The 14,811-nt window shown below is 64.2% G+C and carries 16 protein-coding genes; 6 read left to right on the top strand and 10 right to left on the bottom strand.

Features of this window, described 5'->3' with window-relative positions:
* Positions 1–27: 27 nt before the first annotated feature.
* Entirely contained in the window at positions 28–1,053 is a 1,026-nt protein-coding gene (locus tag GWQ44_RS11420; protein ID WP_179600795.1) for a TauD/TfdA family dioxygenase, read from the bottom strand.
* Between the two features lie 420 nt (positions 1,054–1,473).
* Here GWQ44_RS11420 and GWQ44_RS11425 point away from each other — a divergent pair, with 420 nt between their 5' ends.
* Positions 1,474–2,856, top strand: a complete 1,383-nt coding sequence (locus GWQ44_RS11425; protein ID WP_275927365.1) for a PLP-dependent aminotransferase family protein — start codon at positions 1,474–1,476, stop codon at positions 2,854–2,856.
* A 34-nt stretch (positions 2,857–2,890) separates the two neighbouring features.
* Here GWQ44_RS11425 and GWQ44_RS11430 read toward each other — a convergent pair whose 3' ends face one another.
* The 8 genes from GWQ44_RS11430 to GWQ44_RS11465 form a co-directional block, all read right to left on the bottom strand.
* Complete coding sequence (locus tag GWQ44_RS11430; protein WP_275927366.1) at positions 2,891–3,664, bottom strand: 1,6-dihydroxycyclohexa-2,4-diene-1-carboxylate dehydrogenase; 774 nt, start codon at positions 3,662–3,664, stop codon at positions 2,891–2,893.
* A gap of 142 nt (positions 3,665–3,806) precedes the next feature.
* A complete protein-coding gene (gene benC, locus GWQ44_RS11435) occupies positions 3,807–4,820 on the bottom strand; it encodes a benzoate 1,2-dioxygenase electron transfer component BenC (RefSeq protein ID WP_275927367.1) in 1,014 nt (337 codons plus the stop codon).
* A 10-nt stretch (positions 4,821–4,830) separates the two neighbouring features.
* The gene (gene benB, locus GWQ44_RS11440) at positions 4,831–5,319 is read right to left on the bottom strand and encodes a benzoate 1,2-dioxygenase small subunit (RefSeq protein WP_016966973.1); all 489 of its coding nucleotides are present in this window, start codon (positions 5,317–5,319) and stop codon (positions 4,831–4,833) included.
* The gene (gene benA / locus GWQ44_RS11445; protein ID WP_275927368.1) at positions 5,316–6,680 is read right to left on the bottom strand and encodes a benzoate 1,2-dioxygenase large subunit; all 1,365 of its coding nucleotides are present in this window, start codon (positions 6,678–6,680) and stop codon (positions 5,316–5,318) included. Before benA ends, benB begins: the two co-directional genes overlap by 4 nt.
* A gap of 491 nt (positions 6,681–7,171) precedes the next feature.
* Complete coding sequence (locus tag GWQ44_RS11450; protein ID WP_275927369.1) at positions 7,172–8,128, bottom strand: AraC family transcriptional regulator; 957 nt, start codon at positions 8,126–8,128, stop codon at positions 7,172–7,174.
* A 155-nt stretch (positions 8,129–8,283) separates the two neighbouring features.
* Positions 8,284–9,213: a catechol 1,2-dioxygenase gene (gene catA, locus GWQ44_RS11455; RefSeq protein WP_275927370.1), complete on the bottom strand. Its 930-nt coding sequence runs from the start codon at positions 9,211–9,213 to the stop codon at positions 8,284–8,286.
* A 51-nt stretch (positions 9,214–9,264) separates the two neighbouring features.
* On the bottom strand, positions 9,265–9,555 hold the full coding sequence (gene catC, locus GWQ44_RS11460) for a muconolactone Delta-isomerase (RefSeq protein ID WP_016966965.1): 291 nt from the start codon (positions 9,553–9,555) through the stop codon (positions 9,265–9,267).
* 10 nt (positions 9,556–9,565) lie between these two features.
* Positions 9,566–10,714, bottom strand: a complete 1,149-nt coding sequence (locus GWQ44_RS11465) for a muconate cycloisomerase family protein (protein ID WP_275927371.1) — start codon at positions 10,712–10,714, stop codon at positions 9,566–9,568.
* 125 nt (positions 10,715–10,839) lie between these two features.
* Between GWQ44_RS11465 and GWQ44_RS11470 the strand changes: the two genes are divergently transcribed.
* The 4 genes from GWQ44_RS11470 to GWQ44_RS11485 all read left to right on the top strand — a co-directional run bounded on the left by GWQ44_RS11470 (position 10,840) and on the right by GWQ44_RS11485 (position 13,470).
* Positions 10,840–11,748, top strand: coding sequence for a LysR family transcriptional regulator (locus GWQ44_RS11470; RefSeq protein WP_275927372.1), 909 nt, complete (start codon positions 10,840–10,842; stop codon positions 11,746–11,748).
* 102 nt (positions 11,749–11,850) lie between these two features.
* Positions 11,851–12,351, top strand: coding sequence for an RDD family protein (locus GWQ44_RS11475; protein WP_103739757.1), 501 nt, complete (start codon positions 11,851–11,853; stop codon positions 12,349–12,351).
* 36 nt (positions 12,352–12,387) lie between these two features.
* Positions 12,388–12,723: a DUF6388 family protein gene (locus tag GWQ44_RS11480; protein WP_047305301.1), complete on the top strand. Its 336-nt coding sequence runs from the start codon at positions 12,388–12,390 to the stop codon at positions 12,721–12,723.
* Between the two features lie 42 nt (positions 12,724–12,765).
* Positions 12,766–13,470 (top strand): YoaK family protein, encoded by a 705-nt coding sequence (locus GWQ44_RS11485; RefSeq protein WP_275927373.1) that lies wholly within the window; start codon positions 12,766–12,768, stop codon positions 13,468–13,470.
* A gap of 12 nt (positions 13,471–13,482) precedes the next feature.
* Here the strand turns inward: GWQ44_RS11485 and GWQ44_RS11490 are convergent, their stop codons facing one another.
* A complete protein-coding gene (locus GWQ44_RS11490) occupies positions 13,483–14,232 on the bottom strand; it encodes an SDR family NAD(P)-dependent oxidoreductase (protein ID WP_016966959.1) in 750 nt (249 codons plus the stop codon).
* Positions 14,233–14,418: 186 nt separating this feature from the next.
* Here GWQ44_RS11490 and tusD point away from each other — a divergent pair, with 186 nt between their 5' ends.
* The gene (gene tusD / locus GWQ44_RS11495; RefSeq protein ID WP_275927374.1) at positions 14,419–14,811 is read left to right on the top strand and encodes a sulfurtransferase complex subunit TusD; all 393 of its coding nucleotides are present in this window, start codon (positions 14,419–14,421) and stop codon (positions 14,809–14,811) included.

The following is a 14,811-nucleotide window of genomic DNA, read 5'->3' on the forward strand; positions in this document are numbered from 1 at the left end:
AGCGTTACCCCACAAAGACAAAAAGAATCAGGAAAGGACTTCATACAGATGGTCGGCTCGCGCAAAGCGCACGCGGTTCAGGTCATTGACCGCGAACACGCGCAAGAGCCAGCGGTCGGCGCCGTCGTTTTGCGGCTCGAAACCGTCGCGGGCGTGAAGCACCCGCTGGTTCTTGAAGATCATGAAATCCCCGGGCAGCAGCAGGTGCGGCTCATCGAAGCGGCGGCTTTCCAGCAGCGCGCGCAGGGTGTTGAGCGCGAGCTCAGCGCTGGCGTTCATGCCATAGGTGTTTTCGCTGTCGAAGCGGCACAGCCACTCGTTGGCCGCGCCGCGCACCAGCACCGCCAGGTTGGGCGTTGAACGGCGCTGGCTGGCGAACGAGTCCGGGCGGCGCACTTCGAACTGCGGCAGGCTCAGTTCGCGCACGGTGGCCGCCGGCAGTTGGTCGATCACGTCGTCCAGATTGACCAGCGTGGTGTTGATCCGCGGATCGCAACGCATGCCGAAGAACGACAGGTATTCCGGGCAGCAGGAGAGCTCGCCGAGCGCTTCGGATGACAGCGGCAAGTCCGGGTTGTCGACGTGGTAGGAAAAGCGCAGGCGCGATCCGTGCGAGCTTTTCTGGCTGGAGGAGGTACGAGAAGGAATCACATGGCGGAACAGGCGGCCGTCATTCTCCCCTTCATACACCACCGGATGGATACCCAGCAGGCTTTGCAGCGAGAGGCTGACCAGGCAGGCGATGGGCGTGCTCTTGGGGCTCAGCACGCCGGAGTAAGGCGTCGGTGGAATGTCCCGGTCTCGCGGGCAGTTGCGAATCACCATCGAGGTGAGGTCGGGGTCTTCGACAAAGGTCCGGATCTGTCGCGTCAGGGCCGCCCCCAGTACATCCTGGGCCTGTTCCTTGAGCTGAAAATAAATGTCCTTGGTGGCCTCGAATTCCAGAGGCGTCTGACTCAAGACGGTTTGCCAGGCGCTGGAAATAACCCACGGCAAGCGGATTTCCAACGTTGCCACGGCCTCGACTGCCTGCTTGTGCTGTGCGCTTTCCATTTCAGTTGAATTCCATAGTTCGATGCGCGTTGCGCCTGACCCGGGAGGCGGCACAACCTGTTGTATTTTTGTGATTCAGCTCACACGACACCCGTGTAATGCCGGGACAAACCAGCCAATGCCTCGATAACATCTCGAAACAACATCGACGCAATCATTGTAATTACACAAATAGACTCGATTCAATTTATTTCTGCCGATCTGGCCTGCAGCCCGTGAATACGGCTTTAAAGTCATTGAATTTATTGAAATTTCTCATGGAATAAAATTTCAGCACGGTAAAGCCAACGAAAAACCTGGCTTACCCGACAGAATTAAATCGCATCAATTCGGTGCAATAGCCTCGATTACCACAGGATTACGCCCCTTCGCGGGTTCATGTTAGGCTTGCGTGCTCGTGCAGACTTTGGTGCTTTACCTATGTGGGTTCCTCAATACAGCGGCCACGCGCAGCCGGTTTACCTAATGATTGCCGACGCCCTGGAGCAAGACATCCGCTCCGGGCGCCTGAGCCCTGAAGATCGGCTGCCCACCCTCAAGGAGTTGGCCGAGGCCTTGAAAGTCACCCCCGGCACCGTGGGCCGTGCCTATGACGAAGCGGCCAAGCGCGGGCTGGTGGTGGGGGAAGTCGGACGCGGGACTTTTGTCCTGCCGGCCAAGACCAGGACGGCGCCTGCCGCGGCGCAAACCAGTACCGATAGCCACAGCGCGCAGATCGATCTGTCGATCATCAAGCCCAATGACGCCAACGTCGGGATGTGGCTGCGCGATTCCATCGGCGAGCTGGCCCAGTCGGCGGACCTGAACCGGGTGCTGGACTACGCCACCGATGGCGGACACGCCGTGCACAAGCAGGCCGGCGCCCGCTGGGTGCAGCGCAGCCTGCCCGAGGCGCGCTGGCAGCAGATCGTGCTCACCAGCGGCGCGCAGCACGGCTTGCTGGTGGCCATCAACAGCCTGTCCAACACCAACGATCTGATTCTCTGCGAAGAGCATTGCTACCCCGGGATCATCTCCCTGGCCCACAGCCTGGACAGGCGCCTGATGGGCGTGCAGATCGATGAATACGGGCTGGTGCCCGAGGCCTTCCGCGCGGCGTGCCAGGAGCACCGCCCGGCCCTGCTGGTGTGCGTGACCACGCACCAGAACCCGACCAACTCGATCATGCCGCCGGAGCGCCGCGAAGCCATTGCCCAGATCGCCCGCGAATACGATGTGTTCATCATTGACGATGACATCTACGGCTTTCTGGAAACCCACAACGTGCACAAGCCGATCTCGGCCTACGCCCCCGAGCGCTCGGTCTACCTGACCAGCCTGTCGAAAAGCATCCTGCCGGCGCTGCGCATCGGTTACCTGTACGCCCCGCCCGAAACCCTCTCGCGCCTGTCGTCCATGGTCCGCAGCAGCGTGTGGATGCCCTCGCCGATGATGGCGCAACTGGCCAGCAACCTGATCAACAGCGGCACCGGCGAGCAACTGATCAAGGTGCAGCAGCAAGAGGCGGCCGTGCGCCAGCAAATGGCGCGGGAGATTCTCGGCAACTATCAAATCAGCAGCCAGCCCAACAGTTTTCACATCTGGCTGGTGCTGCCGCAGCCCTGGAACTGCGACGAGTTTGCCAACCTGGCCCGCGCCCAGGGCGTCACCGTGGTCAGCGGCAGCCAGTTCCTGGCCCAGCGCACCACGGCCAGCCGCGGCGTGCGCATTGCCTTGATGTCGCCAAGCCGCGCCGAACTGAGCTTTGCCCTGACCAAGCTGGCCAGCTTGCTCGCCTCACCCGAGCCGCGCCTGTTCTACTGACCGCCCCGGCAGCAGAGCCTGAGGCCGCCGGGCTTCAGCCCTGGTCGCCACCGCCCACCGGCAGCACCGTGCCGGTGATATAGGACGCTTCGGCGGAGGCGAGGAACAGGATCGCCGCGGCCTGCTCGTCGATGGTGCCGTAGCGTTTCATCAGGCTGCTATCCAGGGTCTGATCGACGATCTGCTGATACCAGACCTGTTCCTCGGCGCTTGGCTCGGCGCTGTTGCGCGGGATACGCCGCGGCGGTGCTTCGGTGCCCCCCGGGGCGGTGGCATTGACCCGCACGCCACGACCGGCGGTTTCAAAGGCCAGGCAGGCAGTCAGCGCGTTGATCCCGCCCTTGGCCGCGCCGTAGGGCACGCGGTTGAGACTGCGGGTGGCGATGGACGAGACGTTGACGATCGCGCCACTGCCCTGCTCCAGCATCGGCGGCAAGGCGGCGTGGCAGCACCACAAAGTGGGGAACAGCGAGCGGCGCACTTCGGCTTCGATCTGCGCGGGCTCGTAGTGTTCGAAAGGCTTGGCCCAGATGGTGCCGCCGACGTTGTTGACCAGCACATCGAGGCGGCCGAAATGGGCGATGGCCGCGGCCATGATCCGGCTGCACTCGCTGTACTGCTCCAGATCGGCGGTCAGAGCCAGGATTGGGTAGCGGGGGCTGAGTTCGGCGGCCAGTTCGAAGACCAGCTCGGAGCGGTCCACCAGCACCACGCGGGCACCCTCTTCGGCCAGGCGCTCGGCAACGCGACGGCCGATGCCTTGGGCGGCGCCGGTGACCAGGGCGACTTGGTTGTGGAAACGGTTCATGGAAACCTCGTGAACACAAAAAGATGGAGAGAACGCCACCCGACGTAGGAGCCGGCTTGCCGGCGAAGGGGCCCTTGAGCCTAGCAGCGCTCTTGTGGACGTCTTCGCTGGCAAGCCAGCTCCTACAGCGGGGAAGTGCCCTTCAGGCGGCGCTGGCGGCGAACTTCTCGTAGTAGAAGTTCGCCGGGGTAATGCCCTGTTCGCGGATAAACTGGCTCACCGCCTCGACCATCGGCGGCGGTCCGCACAGGTAGATGTCCACATCGCCCTGGTTGAGGTGCGCCGGTTCGATGTGCTGGGTCACGTAGCCCTTGCGCGGGTACTGGCTCTCGGGGTTGGCCACGCAGGCGCTGAAGCTGAACTGCGGGATGCGCGCGGCAAAGTCTTCCAGGCGCTCCAGCTCCACCAGGTCGAAATCGTGGGTCACGCCGTAGATCAAATGCAGCGGGTGCTCGCTGCCCTGCTCGGCAATCTTCTCCAGCATTGCGGTGAACGGCGCCAGCCCGGTGCCGCCGGCCAGCAACAGCAGGGGCCGGCGGATGTCCCGCAGGTAGAAGCTGCCCAAGGGGCCGGCCAGGGTCATGCTGTCACCGGCTTTGGCCAGCCCGGTAAGAAAGCTGCTCATCAGGCCGCCGGGCACATTGCGGATCAGGAAGCTGACCTCGCCGTCGCGCTGCAGCGAGCTGAAGGAATAGGCCCGGGTTTGTTCGCTGCCGGGTACCCCGAGGTTGACGTATTGCCCCGGCAGGAACGCCAGCTGGCTCAGGGCTTCGCCCTTGATCGACAGGGCAATGGTGCTGTCGGACAGCTGGCGCACCGCGCTGATGCGGGCCTGGAAAGTCCCCTGCCCGGCGCGGCAGACCTGGGACGAAGCCGGCACCCGTACCACGCAGTCGCTCAAGGCGCGCATCTGGCAGGTGAGGACAAAACCCTGCTGGGCCTCGTCGGCGCTCAGGGCGTCTTCGATGTAGTCCTCGCCCAGCTCGTAGCGCCCCGCCTCGGCAAAGCACTTGCAGGTGCCGCAGGCGCCGTCGCGGCAGTCCAGGGGAATGTTGATGCCTTGGCGGTAGGCGGCGTCGGCCACGGTTTCGCCGGGGTTGGCGTTGACGAAACGGGTCACGCCGTCTTCGAAATTGAGTGCGATTTGATGGCTCATGGCAGTCGCCTCAGAGGTGGTAGATATCGACGACCTGGCGAACGTAGTCGTTCTTCAGGATGACTTTCTTGGCCAGGATCAACGGGTTTTCGCCGCGCACATCCAGGGTGTAGAAGCTGCAGCCGAAGTAGCTGTCCACGGTCTTGTAGCGAAAGCTCAGGGTGTGCCAGTTGAAGCGCAGCTTGCACAGGCCGTCGCCCTGCTCCAGCAGCTCGATATTGCTCAGGTTGTGGGAGGTGCGGGTGTCGGGAATGCTGGCGCTGGAACGCTCGGTCTTGATGCGGAACACCCGGTCTTCCAGGCCGCTGCGGTTGCCGTACCAGATCAGCGAGATTTCCCGCTGCGGGTCTTCGGTCAGCTGGTCGCTGTCGTCCCAGGAGGGCATCCAGAAGGTCGCGTCCGGGGCGTAGAGTTCCAGCCAGCTGTCCCAGTCCTTGTCGTCCAGGTAGCGGGCTTCGCGGTACAGGAAATCGCGCACGGTGTCGTAGGAAACAGTCATTGCACGGCCTCCACGTCGATCTGGCGTGAGGCTTCACGCTCCAGGGCTGCCAGCAGGGTCTGCTGCCAGTACTTGTGCTGCATCACGAACAGGCCCTCGTCCTCGGTACGCACGCCGCTAAGGATCGGCTGCAGGTCGATTTCTTTCGCCGCGTCGTCCGCGCCCTGGACCCAATGCTCGGCGCCGCGAGACATGTCGTTCCAGGCCGTGCTGCTGCCCTGGTAGCCAAGCTGGCAGGAGCGGAACTCCTCCAGGTCGTCCGGGGTGGCCATGCCGCTGACGTTGAAGAAGTCCTCGTACTGGCGGATGCGCCGGGCCCGGGCTTCGTCGCTCTCGCCCTTGGGCGCGATGCAGTAGATGGTGATTTCGGTGCGGTCCACGGAGAGCGGCCGGGCGATGCGGATCTGCGAGCTGAACTGGTCCATCAGGTAGAGGTTCGGATACAGGCACAGGTTGCGCGAGTTCTCGATCATCCAGTCGGCCCGGGCCTGGCCGAAGTCTCGGGCCAGCTCGTCGCGGCGTTCGTACAGCGGGCGATCCTCGGGGTTGGACCAACGGGTCCAGAGCAGCATGTGGCCCTTGTCGAAGGAGTAGAAGCCGCCGCCCTGCTTGGCCCAGCTGCCGGCGCTCATGGTGCGGATGTCTGCCCCGACCTCGCGCTGCTTGCGCTGGTTCTGGGTGGCGGCGTAGTTCCAGTGCACCGAGCTGACGTGGTAGCCGTCGGCGCCGTTCTCGGCGGTGAGCTTCCAATTGCCTTCGTAGATGTAGCTGGAAGAGCCGCGCAGCACTTCCAGACCGTCGGCGGACTGGTCGACGATCATGTCGATGATCTTCGCCGACTCGCCCAGGTGTTCCACCAGGGGCAGCACGTCGGGGTTGAGGCTGCCGAACAGGAAGCCGCGATAGGACTCAAAGCGCGCGACGCGGGTCAGGTCGTGGGAGCCGTCGCAGTTGAAGCTGGCCGGGTAGCCGGCGGCGGCCGGGTCCTTGACCTTGAGCAGCTTGCCGGTGTTGTTGAAGGTCCAGCCATGGAACGGGCAGGTGAAGGACGCCTTGTTGCCGGTCTTGTGCCGGCAGAGCATGGCGCCGCGATGGCTGCAGGCGTTGATGAAGGCGTTGAGTTCACCGTTCTTGTTGCGCGCAATGAAGATCGATTGCCGGCCCATGGTGGTGCTGTAGTAGTCGTTGGGGTTGGGGATCTGGCTTTCGTGGGCCAGGTACAGCCAGTTGCCTTCGAAGATGTGCTGCATCTCCAGGTCGAACAGCCGGGGGTCGGTGAACATCTCCCGCTTGCAGCGGTAGACGCCTTGGTCGGGGTCTTCTTCAAGCAGGGAATGCAGGTATTCGGGTCGCAGGGACATGGCCGCCGCCTCCATTGTTTTTATTCAGGCAGGGCCATGCTAGGACCGGGGTCGGCGGGGCAATAGCCGATGCGTGCAGACCTGTATCCGTTTTCTGCAGGCTGCGAACGGCCCGAAGGGACGCCAGGATCTCAAGGCCGCTGGAGGTTCGGCTGGCGATCGCCAGGCAAGGTCCTGCGGACCTTTTCGCAGCCTCGCAGGCTCGGCAGCGGCTACACACAATCTCTTGTAACCGCTGCCGCAGGCTGCGAACGGCCCGAAGGGACGCGAGGATCTCAAGGCCACTGGCGGTTCGACTGGAGATCGCCAGGCAAGGTCCTGCGGACCTTTTCGCAGCCTCGCAGGCTCGGCAGCGGCTACAGGGGCGTGTAGCCGCTGCCGCAGGCTGCGAACGGCTCCGCAGGAGACGCAGGGGTCCCGAGGACGCCGAAGGTCTGCCGGGTGATCGCCAGGCACAGGTCGGAACGGATGCCCATAGCGGGGCGGGCCGGTCAGTGGCGACGCTTGAGGGTGTCGGAGGGCAGTTCGCCGTATTGCTGGCGGTAGCTTTGGGCAAAACGCCCAAGGTGCGAAAAGCCAAAATCCAGGGCCAGTTCGGTGACGTTGCGCACCGGGCATTGCGGGTCGCTGAGGCAGGCGTGCACCCGTTGCAGTTTCTGCTGGCGGATGTAGTTCTTCGGCGTGGTGCGGGCGTTGCGTTCGAACAGCGCGTACAGCGAGCGCAGGCTCATGCGCGCCTGTTGCGCCAGTTCTTCGCAGCCGATGTCCTGCTTGAGGTTGCGCTCGATGTAGTCGGCAATGCATTCGAAGGTCGCCGCCGACGCGCTCAGGGTGCCGCGCTGAACGTTGGTCTGCATCAGGCCCAGCAGTTTGCCCACCAGAATGTGCGCGTAGTGCTCCTGGACCTTGGGCATGGCCTGCAGGGCTTCGGACTCCTGGCACAACAGGCTGAGCAAGGGCACGAAGCCTTCAAGCTCCTGCAGTTGGTAGCGCTGGCGCAGAAAGCGCACGCCCTGCCCCGGGTACTGCCAGCGCTGTTCCTGGCAGGCGGTTTCCAGCAGGCGGGTGGGAATCTTGATGATGAATTTTTCGCAGTCCTCGGAATAGGTCAGGTCCACCGGGTCGTCGGGGTTGATCAGCAGCAGTTCCCCCGGGGCGAGGCAGTGTTCCTGGCCCGCCCCCCGCCACAGGCAGTGACCGCGCAGCAGCACTTGCAGGTGATAGATGCTTTCCAGGGCCGGCGAGGTGACGCGCACGCTGCCGCCGTAGCTGAGGCTGCACAGGTCGAGGCTGGCCAGGGTCCGGTGGTTGAGGCTGGCCTGGGGCTGGCCGGCCCGGGGCAGGCGGATGCAGTGGCTGCCCACGTGCTGATTGACGTAACCGGACACGGCATGGGGATCGGCTTGAACAAACACGCGGCTGCGTTCACTCAACAGATGCATTTGCATAATCGGGTCACTCTGATTGTTCTTGTTGGGGCCGCACCGCGCGGTGGCAAGCCGCGCTGGCAGGCAATCACGCAAGGTCAAAAAGCCCAGGCCGACAACGACAAAAGCCACGGGCCGCACAAGGCGTCCGTGGCTCGGTCTTGCCGTGTCGAAGGTCAGGCCTCCAGGGCACGCACCCGTTCGTGGCGCTGCTGTTCTTGCGGCTGGGCCGAAGGCTGCAGGGTGAAGTCGAAGTGAATTTCCGCGAAGCGGCCACTCACGCCCAGTTCCTTGGCCCGCACCGGGTCTTCGCTGAAGGTGATCTTGGCGATCAGCTCGTCGCGGGTGGCGTAGGCAAAGTCGTCGTGCAGGTAGGGGTCGCCGTCCAGGTTGATCTGGGTGGTCAGGTGGCGATGGTCATCGGCCGAGATGAAGAAGTGGATGTGCGCCGGGCGCTGGCCGTGGCGACCCAGTTGGTCCAGCAGTTGCTGGGTCGGGCCTTCCGGCGGGCAGCCGTAGCCGGACGGTACGATGCTGCGAAAACGGTAGCGGCCCTCGGCATCGGTGACGATGCGCCGGCGCAGGTTGAACTCCGACTGGCTGCCGTCGAAGTAGGAATAGGTGCCGCCGGTGTTGGCGTGCCAGACATCGACGATGGCGCTAGCCAGGGGCTGGCCGGCGGTGTTGGTCACTTGCCCTTGCATGAACAGCACCACGCCCGGATCGAGACCGTCGTCCAGGCGCGCTTCGCCCTGGCTCAGGGGCGCGCCGGCCACGTACAGCGGGCCTTCGATGGTGCGCGGGGTGCCGCCGGTCTTGCCGGCCTGTTCGTCGGCGGCGTCCATCATCAGGTCCAGGTAATGCTCCAGGCCCAGGCCCGCGGCCAGCAGCCCGGCTTCCTGGCGAGCGCCGAGGACGTTGAGGTAGTTGACGGCTTTCCAGAACTCTTCCGGGGTGACGTTCAGGTCTTCGATGATGTTCACGGTGTCCCGCAGGATGCGGTAGACGATGGCCTTGGTCCGGGGGTTGCCGCCATCGGTGAACTGGCCGCTGGCTTCTTCGAGAAAGCGTTGGGCGCTGGCAGTCTGGGAAATTCTGACGTTCATGATTAATCCTCATCTTGTATTTATTAGAGTGGTGAACGGGCTGGTGCGAACTCAGCGGTCATCCTCATGAATGGACGAAGGATGCCTGCACAGGGCGTTAACTTCGATGGCCATGTACGGGTACAGCGGCAGTTGCATCAGGGTGTCGTGCAGTTCCTGCACGCTGTCGACGTCGAACACGCTGTAGTTGGCGTACAGCCCGGCAATGCGCCACAGGTGACGCCACTTGCCTTCGGCCTGCAGGCGCTGGGCCAGGGCCTTTTCCTCGGCTTTCAGTTGCGCGGCGCGCTCGGGGTTCATGTCGACCGGCAGGTTCACGGTCATTTTCACGTGGAATAGCATGCAGCCCTCCTCAGGTGTGATGCAGCACGGGGGTGGTTTTGTCGCGACGGAAGAACGCCAGGCGCTCTTCGTCCAGGCTCAGGCCAAGGCCCGGTGCCCGCGAGACATGCAGGTGGAAATCCCGGTACACCGGCGCCTCGGCGAGGATGTCCTCGGTCAGCAGCAGCGGGCCGAACAGCTCGGTGTCCCAGCTCAGTTTGTTCAAGGTCAGGAAGGCGTGGGCCGAGGCCAGGGTGCCGATGCCGCCTTCGAGCATGGTGCCGCCGTACAGGCCGATGCCCGCCGCCTCGGCAATCGCCGCGGTGCGCAGGGTGGCGCGGGGGCCGCCGTTCTTGGCGATCTTCAGGGCGAACACCGAGGCCGCGCCTTCCCGGGCCAGGTTGAAGGCGTCTTCCACGCACTCGATGGATTCGTCGGCCATGATCGGCGCCGGGCTGCTGGCGTTCAGGCGCACCATGCCGGCGCGGTTGTTGCGCGAGATGGGTTGTTCGATCAGATCGATGCCGTTGCCGCCGAGGATGCGGCAGGCGCGCAGGGCCACGGCTTCGTCCCAGGCCTGGTTGACGTCGACTCGCACGCTGGCGCGGTCACCCAGGGCCTTCTTGATGGCGATCACGTGGGCCAGGTCGCGGTGCACTTCACCGGCGCCGATCTTCAGCTTGAAGATGCGGTGGCGGCGCAGGTCGAGCATTTTCTCGGCTTCGGCGATGTCCTTGGCGGTGTCGCCGCTGGCCAAGGTCCAGGCCACCGGCAGTGCATCGCGTACCCGGCCGCCCAGTAGTTCGCTGACCGACAGGCCGAGGCGCTTGCCCTGGGCGTCGAGCAAGGCGCTTTCGATCCCGGACTTGGCGAAGGTGTTGCCGCGGATGCTCTGCTCCAGGCGCAGCATGGCGGCGTTGATGTTGCTGGCGTCCTGGCCGATCAGCAGCGGGGTGAAGAAGCGGTCGATATTGGTCTTGATGCTGTCCGGGCTTTCGTTGCCATAGGCCAGGCCGCCGATGGTGGTGGATTCGCCCAGGCCTTCGATGCCGTCGGCGCAACGCAGGCGGATCAGCACCAGGGTCTGGTTCTGCATGGTGTGCATGGCCAGCTTGTGAGGGCGAATGGTCGGCAGATCGACGATGATCGTTTCGATCGATTCAATGGCAGAAGCGTGCATGTCCATACCCGTTAGGTTCTTGAAGTTCTGCGCTCGATTCTGTCCCGGCTTTTTCCGGGGTTCCAATATAGAATTGGTCTGGCTTGATACCTTAAAGGTATGCACATCTCTACAGGGGAGCTGTCATGGAATTGCGTCATCTGCGCTACTTCCAGGTGCTGGGGGAAACCCTCAATTTCACCCGCGCCGCCGAACGCCTGCACATCGCCCAGCCGCCGTTGAGCCGGCAGATCCAGCAGTTGGAGGACGAGTTGGGGGTGCTTTTGTTGGAGCGTGGTCGGCCGTTGCGCCTGACCGCCGCCGGGCGGTTTTTCTTTGAACATTCCAACCGGGTGCTGGAGCAGTTGGGCAAGGTCTGCGACAACACCCGGCGCATTGGCCTGGGGCACAAGACCTGGCTGGGCATCGGCTTTGCCCCCTCGACCCTGTACGGCGTGCTGCCGCAACTGATCCGCCGCCTGCGCAGCAACGAAACCCTGGAACTGGAGCTGGGGCTGTCGGAAATGACCACCCTGCAACAGGTGGAAGCCTTGAAGGCCGGGCGCATCGATATTGGCTTCGGGCGGATCCATATCGACGACCCGGCCATTGTGCAAAGGGTGCTGACCGAGGACCGGCTGGTGGTCGCCCTGCCCGCTGGCCATCCCTTGCTGGGACAAGAGCTGAGCCTTGAGCAACTGGCCAACGAGCCCTTTGTGCTGTATCCGGCCAATCCGCGGCCGAGCTACGCCGACCATGTGATCGCGCTGTTCAGTGCCCGCGGCCTGAACCTGAAGATCGCCCAGTGGACCAACGAATTGCAGACCGCCATCGGCCTGGTGGGCGCCGGCATCGGCATCACCCTGGTGCCGGCCTCGGTGCAGGTGCTGCATCGCGACGACATCGGTTTTTGCCCGCTGCAGGAACCCGAGGCCACCTCGCCGATCATCCTCAGCCGCCGGGTCGGCGAGCCGTCGCTGGGGCTCACCCATTGCCTGCACCTGATTGCCCAGTTGCGTAGCGAGATCGGTCGCGAGCAGCCTGTGGTCAGCTGACTCGGTGCGGATGCAGTAGGCCCCCGCCAAAACCACTGCTACACCCCGCCCTGCGGGGATTACACTGCGCCCGATGTGATGGAAAAAACTCTGGAATCGATCATGGAAGTCTCAAGAACCCGACTGATCCTGCGCCGCGCCGCCGCCTTCATGCTCGACCAGGTGCTGGCGCTGGCGGTGTATGTGCTCCTGTCGCTGAGCCTGCACGGGGTGCTGGCGTTGCAGCCGGTCAGAAGGTTGCTCGAGCTCGAGCAACAGACGGGGCTGGAGCCCTACCTTCATTCAATGCTGTTCATGCTGGTCTGGCCCTTGTACTTCGTGGCCTGGGAGTATTTCTTCAAGGGCCGGACGCCCGGCAAGTGCGCCCTGGGACTGGTGGTGATCAACGCCGCCGGGACGCCGCCGACGCTGATCCAGGTACTGATCAGAAGCGCCACCCGCCATCTGGAGGCCGCGTTCGCCTTTGTCCCGCTGATGGCCTGTGCGGAATCAAGCCGCTGCCAGCGAATAGGCGATATGCTCGCCCGCACCTACGTGATCCCGCACAAGGATCTGCAGCAGATACGCAGTGAAATGCCAGCACATCCCCTGTCCCGGGCTTGATGCCTGAAGACTGCCCGTTCCCCTCAAGGAGCCCCGATGCCCGCCGATGCCCTACACCACGAAATAGCCTTGGAAAGATTTCTCGCCGCCCGCCCCGAACTGCGCGAAGCCCTGGATAAGCTCAATCCGCTGGAGGCCCAGGCCAAGGGCGAGACGCCCGAGCAGTACCGCAACGAACGCCTGCATGAAGCCTTCGAGGCCGAAGCCGAGCGCCTGGGGCTGTTCGCCTGGGAACTGAGCCTGCAACTGACCGCTGCCAGCCCCGAGGAATTCCACGCCCAGCGCCTTGAAGTGCACAAGGAAGTGGCGGAAATGGCCGGCATGCCGTGGGACGAGTACTGCGCCCTGCACGGACTCGAAAACGCCCATTGACCCGCACCCGTCCACCGTAGTCCCTGTTCAGGAGAACCGACGATGTTGCCTTCGACTTCCACCCAATCGGCCAGCGCCGCCCTGCAGCACACGCAGAAATGGCGCGGGCGAGTCGGCCTCGGGCTGGTGGCTTGCCTTTCGGTGCTGGCCGGGATGACCGACGCCATCGGCTTCATGGCCACTGGCGATTTCGTGTCCTTCATGAGCGGCAACACCACGCGCATGGCGGTGGCCATCAGCAATGGCGAGCTGAGCCTGGTGCTGCGCCTGGTGCTGCTGGTGGCGACCTTTGTCGTGGGTAACGCCCTGGGCGTGGTGGTCAGCCGCCTGGCCGGGCACCGCGCCCTGCCCTTGCTGCTGAGCATTGGCGCGTTGCTCTGCGCCTCCGCCGCCTGGCCCTTCGAGCAGCAATTGCCGGCCCTGCTGGCGGCCATCATCGCCATGGGCATGCTCAACGCCGCGGTGGAGGAAGTGAACGGCCTGCCCATTGGCCTGACCTATGTCACCGGTGCCCTGTCGCGCTTTGGTCGCGGACTGGGACGCTGGATGCTCGGCGAACGGCGCAACGGCTGGCGGGTACAGCTGGTGCCGTGGAGCGGGATGTTCGCCGGAGCGGTGCTGGGGGCCTTGCTGCAACAGTACCTGGGGCTCAAGGCGCTGTATGTCAGCGGCTTGTTTGCCGCTCTGCTGGGCATCGCGTCATTGAAGATTCCGCGCCGCTGGCAACTGGGCTACAAGACCCGCTGACCTGCCCCGCCTTCAGTCGAACAGACCGCCGCTGTCGGTATCGATGACGATCGATGACAGACTGATGTGCCGCGGCCGGGTCAGGGCAAAGACCACCGCTTCCACCACGTCGCGGTTGGTGCCCTGCTCGCCTTTCTGTCGTGCCGGAACCTGCTCCCAGGCCGGGTCCAGCGGCGAAATGTCTTCCAGATACGGCGGATGCACACACAGCGAGCGCACCGGCGTGCCCTTGAGCACCTGGCGCAGGCCGTCGGCCAGGGCCAGTTGCCCGTGCTTGGCCGCGTAGAACGGCAGCGACACGCTGTGCAGGGGTGCATTGGGCAAGCCGCTGATGGAGCCGATGGTGACGATGTCCGGACGCGTGGAGGCCTTGAGCGCCGGCATCAGGCCCTGGGTCAGGAGGAAGGTGCCGGTCAGAGCTGCATCGATCACTCCGGTGACCTCGGCCGCGCTGTGGGGCTGCTCGCTGGCCTCCAGCCACATGGCGCCGTTATTGATCAGGATATCCACCTGGGGCTGGCGCACATGAATCTCCGCCAGGGCCGCCTTGACGCTGTCGCTGCTGGCCAGATCCACCACCACGCAATCGGCAGCCTGGCCGGTGCGCGCCTCGATGGCCGCACTCACCTGCGCCAGGGCCTCGGCGTTGCGCCCACAGAGAATCAGCTTGCAGCCCAGATCCGCCAGACTGATGGCCAGTGCCGCGCCCAGACCACGACCGGCCCCCGTGACCACCACCACCGCCGAATTCAAGTCCATCATCCCTTGCTCCTTGTCCCAGGTTGAATGAAGGCGCGAGTCTATCCCTGGTTGCTGCTTCAGGGCCCGGGCAAAGCTTTACCCGATATGTCCCGGGCTGCCTGAGCCAGAGCCCTGGCGGCGAATCGGGTTTAGCCGATCCACGGAGAAAGCTTTATCATGGCCGCAGTTTTATCTATCGAGTCCGTCATGAAGTTCGCCATCGCCCTGTTCTCCGCCGCTCACGCGCCGTCCTCGCGCCGCGCCCTGCTGTTCGCCCAGGCGGCGCTGGCGGGCGGGCACGAGATTGTCCGGCTGTTTTTCTATCAGGACGGCGTGTACAACGCTGCCAACAGCATCGTCACGCCCCAGGATGAGCAGAACCTGCCCCAGGAATGGCGCGACTTTGTCGAGCAGCATCAGTTAGATGGCGTGGTGTGCATCGCCGCCGCCCTGCGTCGGGGTGTGTTGAATGCTGACGAAGCCCAGCGCTATCAGCGCACGGCGGTGAGCGTCGAGGCGCCGTGGGAGCTGTCAGGCCTCGGGCAATTGCATGACGCGGTGCAGGCCGCTGACCGCCTGATCTGTTTTGGAGGGGCGTGA

Origin of the sequence: Pseudomonas sp. 3MA1 (genome assembly GCF_029237275.1) — a bacterium.
In the GTDB taxonomy this organism is placed as follows: domain Bacteria; phylum Pseudomonadota; class Gammaproteobacteria; order Pseudomonadales; family Pseudomonadaceae; genus Aquipseudomonas; species Aquipseudomonas fluorescens_AP.

What these genes read in the sequence shown, in the direction of transcription:
- GWQ44_RS11465 (WP_275927371.1), bottom strand. Translation starts at nt 10,714, where the DNA reads ATGCACGCTTCTGCCATTGAATCGATCGAAACGATCATCGTCGATCTG.
- GWQ44_RS11480 (WP_047305301.1), top strand. Translation starts at nt 12,388, where the DNA reads ATGCCCGCCGATGCCCTACACCACGAAATAGCCTTGGAAAGATTTCTC.
- GWQ44_RS11475 (WP_103739757.1), top strand. Translation starts at nt 11,851, where the DNA reads ATGGAAGTCTCAAGAACCCGACTGATCCTGCGCCGCGCCGCCGCCTTC.
- GWQ44_RS11425 (WP_275927365.1), top strand. Translation starts at nt 1,474, where the DNA reads ATGTGGGTTCCTCAATACAGCGGCCACGCGCAGCCGGTTTACCTAATG.
- catA (WP_275927370.1), bottom strand. Translation starts at nt 9,213, where the DNA reads ATGAACGTCAGAATTTCCCAGACTGCCAGCGCCCAACGCTTTCTCGAA.
- benA (WP_275927368.1), bottom strand. Translation starts at nt 6,680, where the DNA reads ATGTCCCTGCGACCCGAATACCTGCATTCCCTGCTTGAAGAAGACCCC.
- GWQ44_RS11490 (WP_016966959.1), bottom strand. Translation starts at nt 14,232, where the DNA reads ATGATGGACTTGAATTCGGCGGTGGTGGTGGTCACGGGGGCCGGTCGT.
- GWQ44_RS11430 (WP_275927366.1), bottom strand. Translation starts at nt 3,664, where the DNA reads ATGAACCGTTTCCACAACCAAGTCGCCCTGGTCACCGGCGCCGCCCAA.
- benB (WP_016966973.1), bottom strand. Translation starts at nt 5,319, where the DNA reads ATGACTGTTTCCTACGACACCGTGCGCGATTTCCTGTACCGCGAAGCC.
- GWQ44_RS11420 (WP_179600795.1), bottom strand. Translation starts at nt 1,053, where the DNA reads ATGGAAAGCGCACAGCACAAGCAGGCAGTCGAGGCCGTGGCAACGTTG.
- GWQ44_RS11470 (WP_275927372.1), top strand. Translation starts at nt 10,840, where the DNA reads ATGGAATTGCGTCATCTGCGCTACTTCCAGGTGCTGGGGGAAACCCTC.
- catC (WP_016966965.1), bottom strand. Translation starts at nt 9,555, where the DNA reads ATGCTATTCCACGTGAAAATGACCGTGAACCTGCCGGTCGACATGAAC.
- GWQ44_RS11485 (WP_275927373.1), top strand. Translation starts at nt 12,766, where the DNA reads ATGTTGCCTTCGACTTCCACCCAATCGGCCAGCGCCGCCCTGCAGCAC.
- benC (WP_275927367.1), bottom strand. Translation starts at nt 4,820, where the DNA reads ATGAGCCATCAAATCGCACTCAATTTCGAAGACGGCGTGACCCGTTTC.
- GWQ44_RS11450 (WP_275927369.1), bottom strand. Translation starts at nt 8,128, where the DNA reads ATGCAAATGCATCTGTTGAGTGAACGCAGCCGCGTGTTTGTTCAAGCC.
- tusD (WP_275927374.1), top strand. Translation starts at nt 14,419, where the DNA reads ATGAAGTTCGCCATCGCCCTGTTCTCCGCCGCTCACGCGCCGTCCTCG.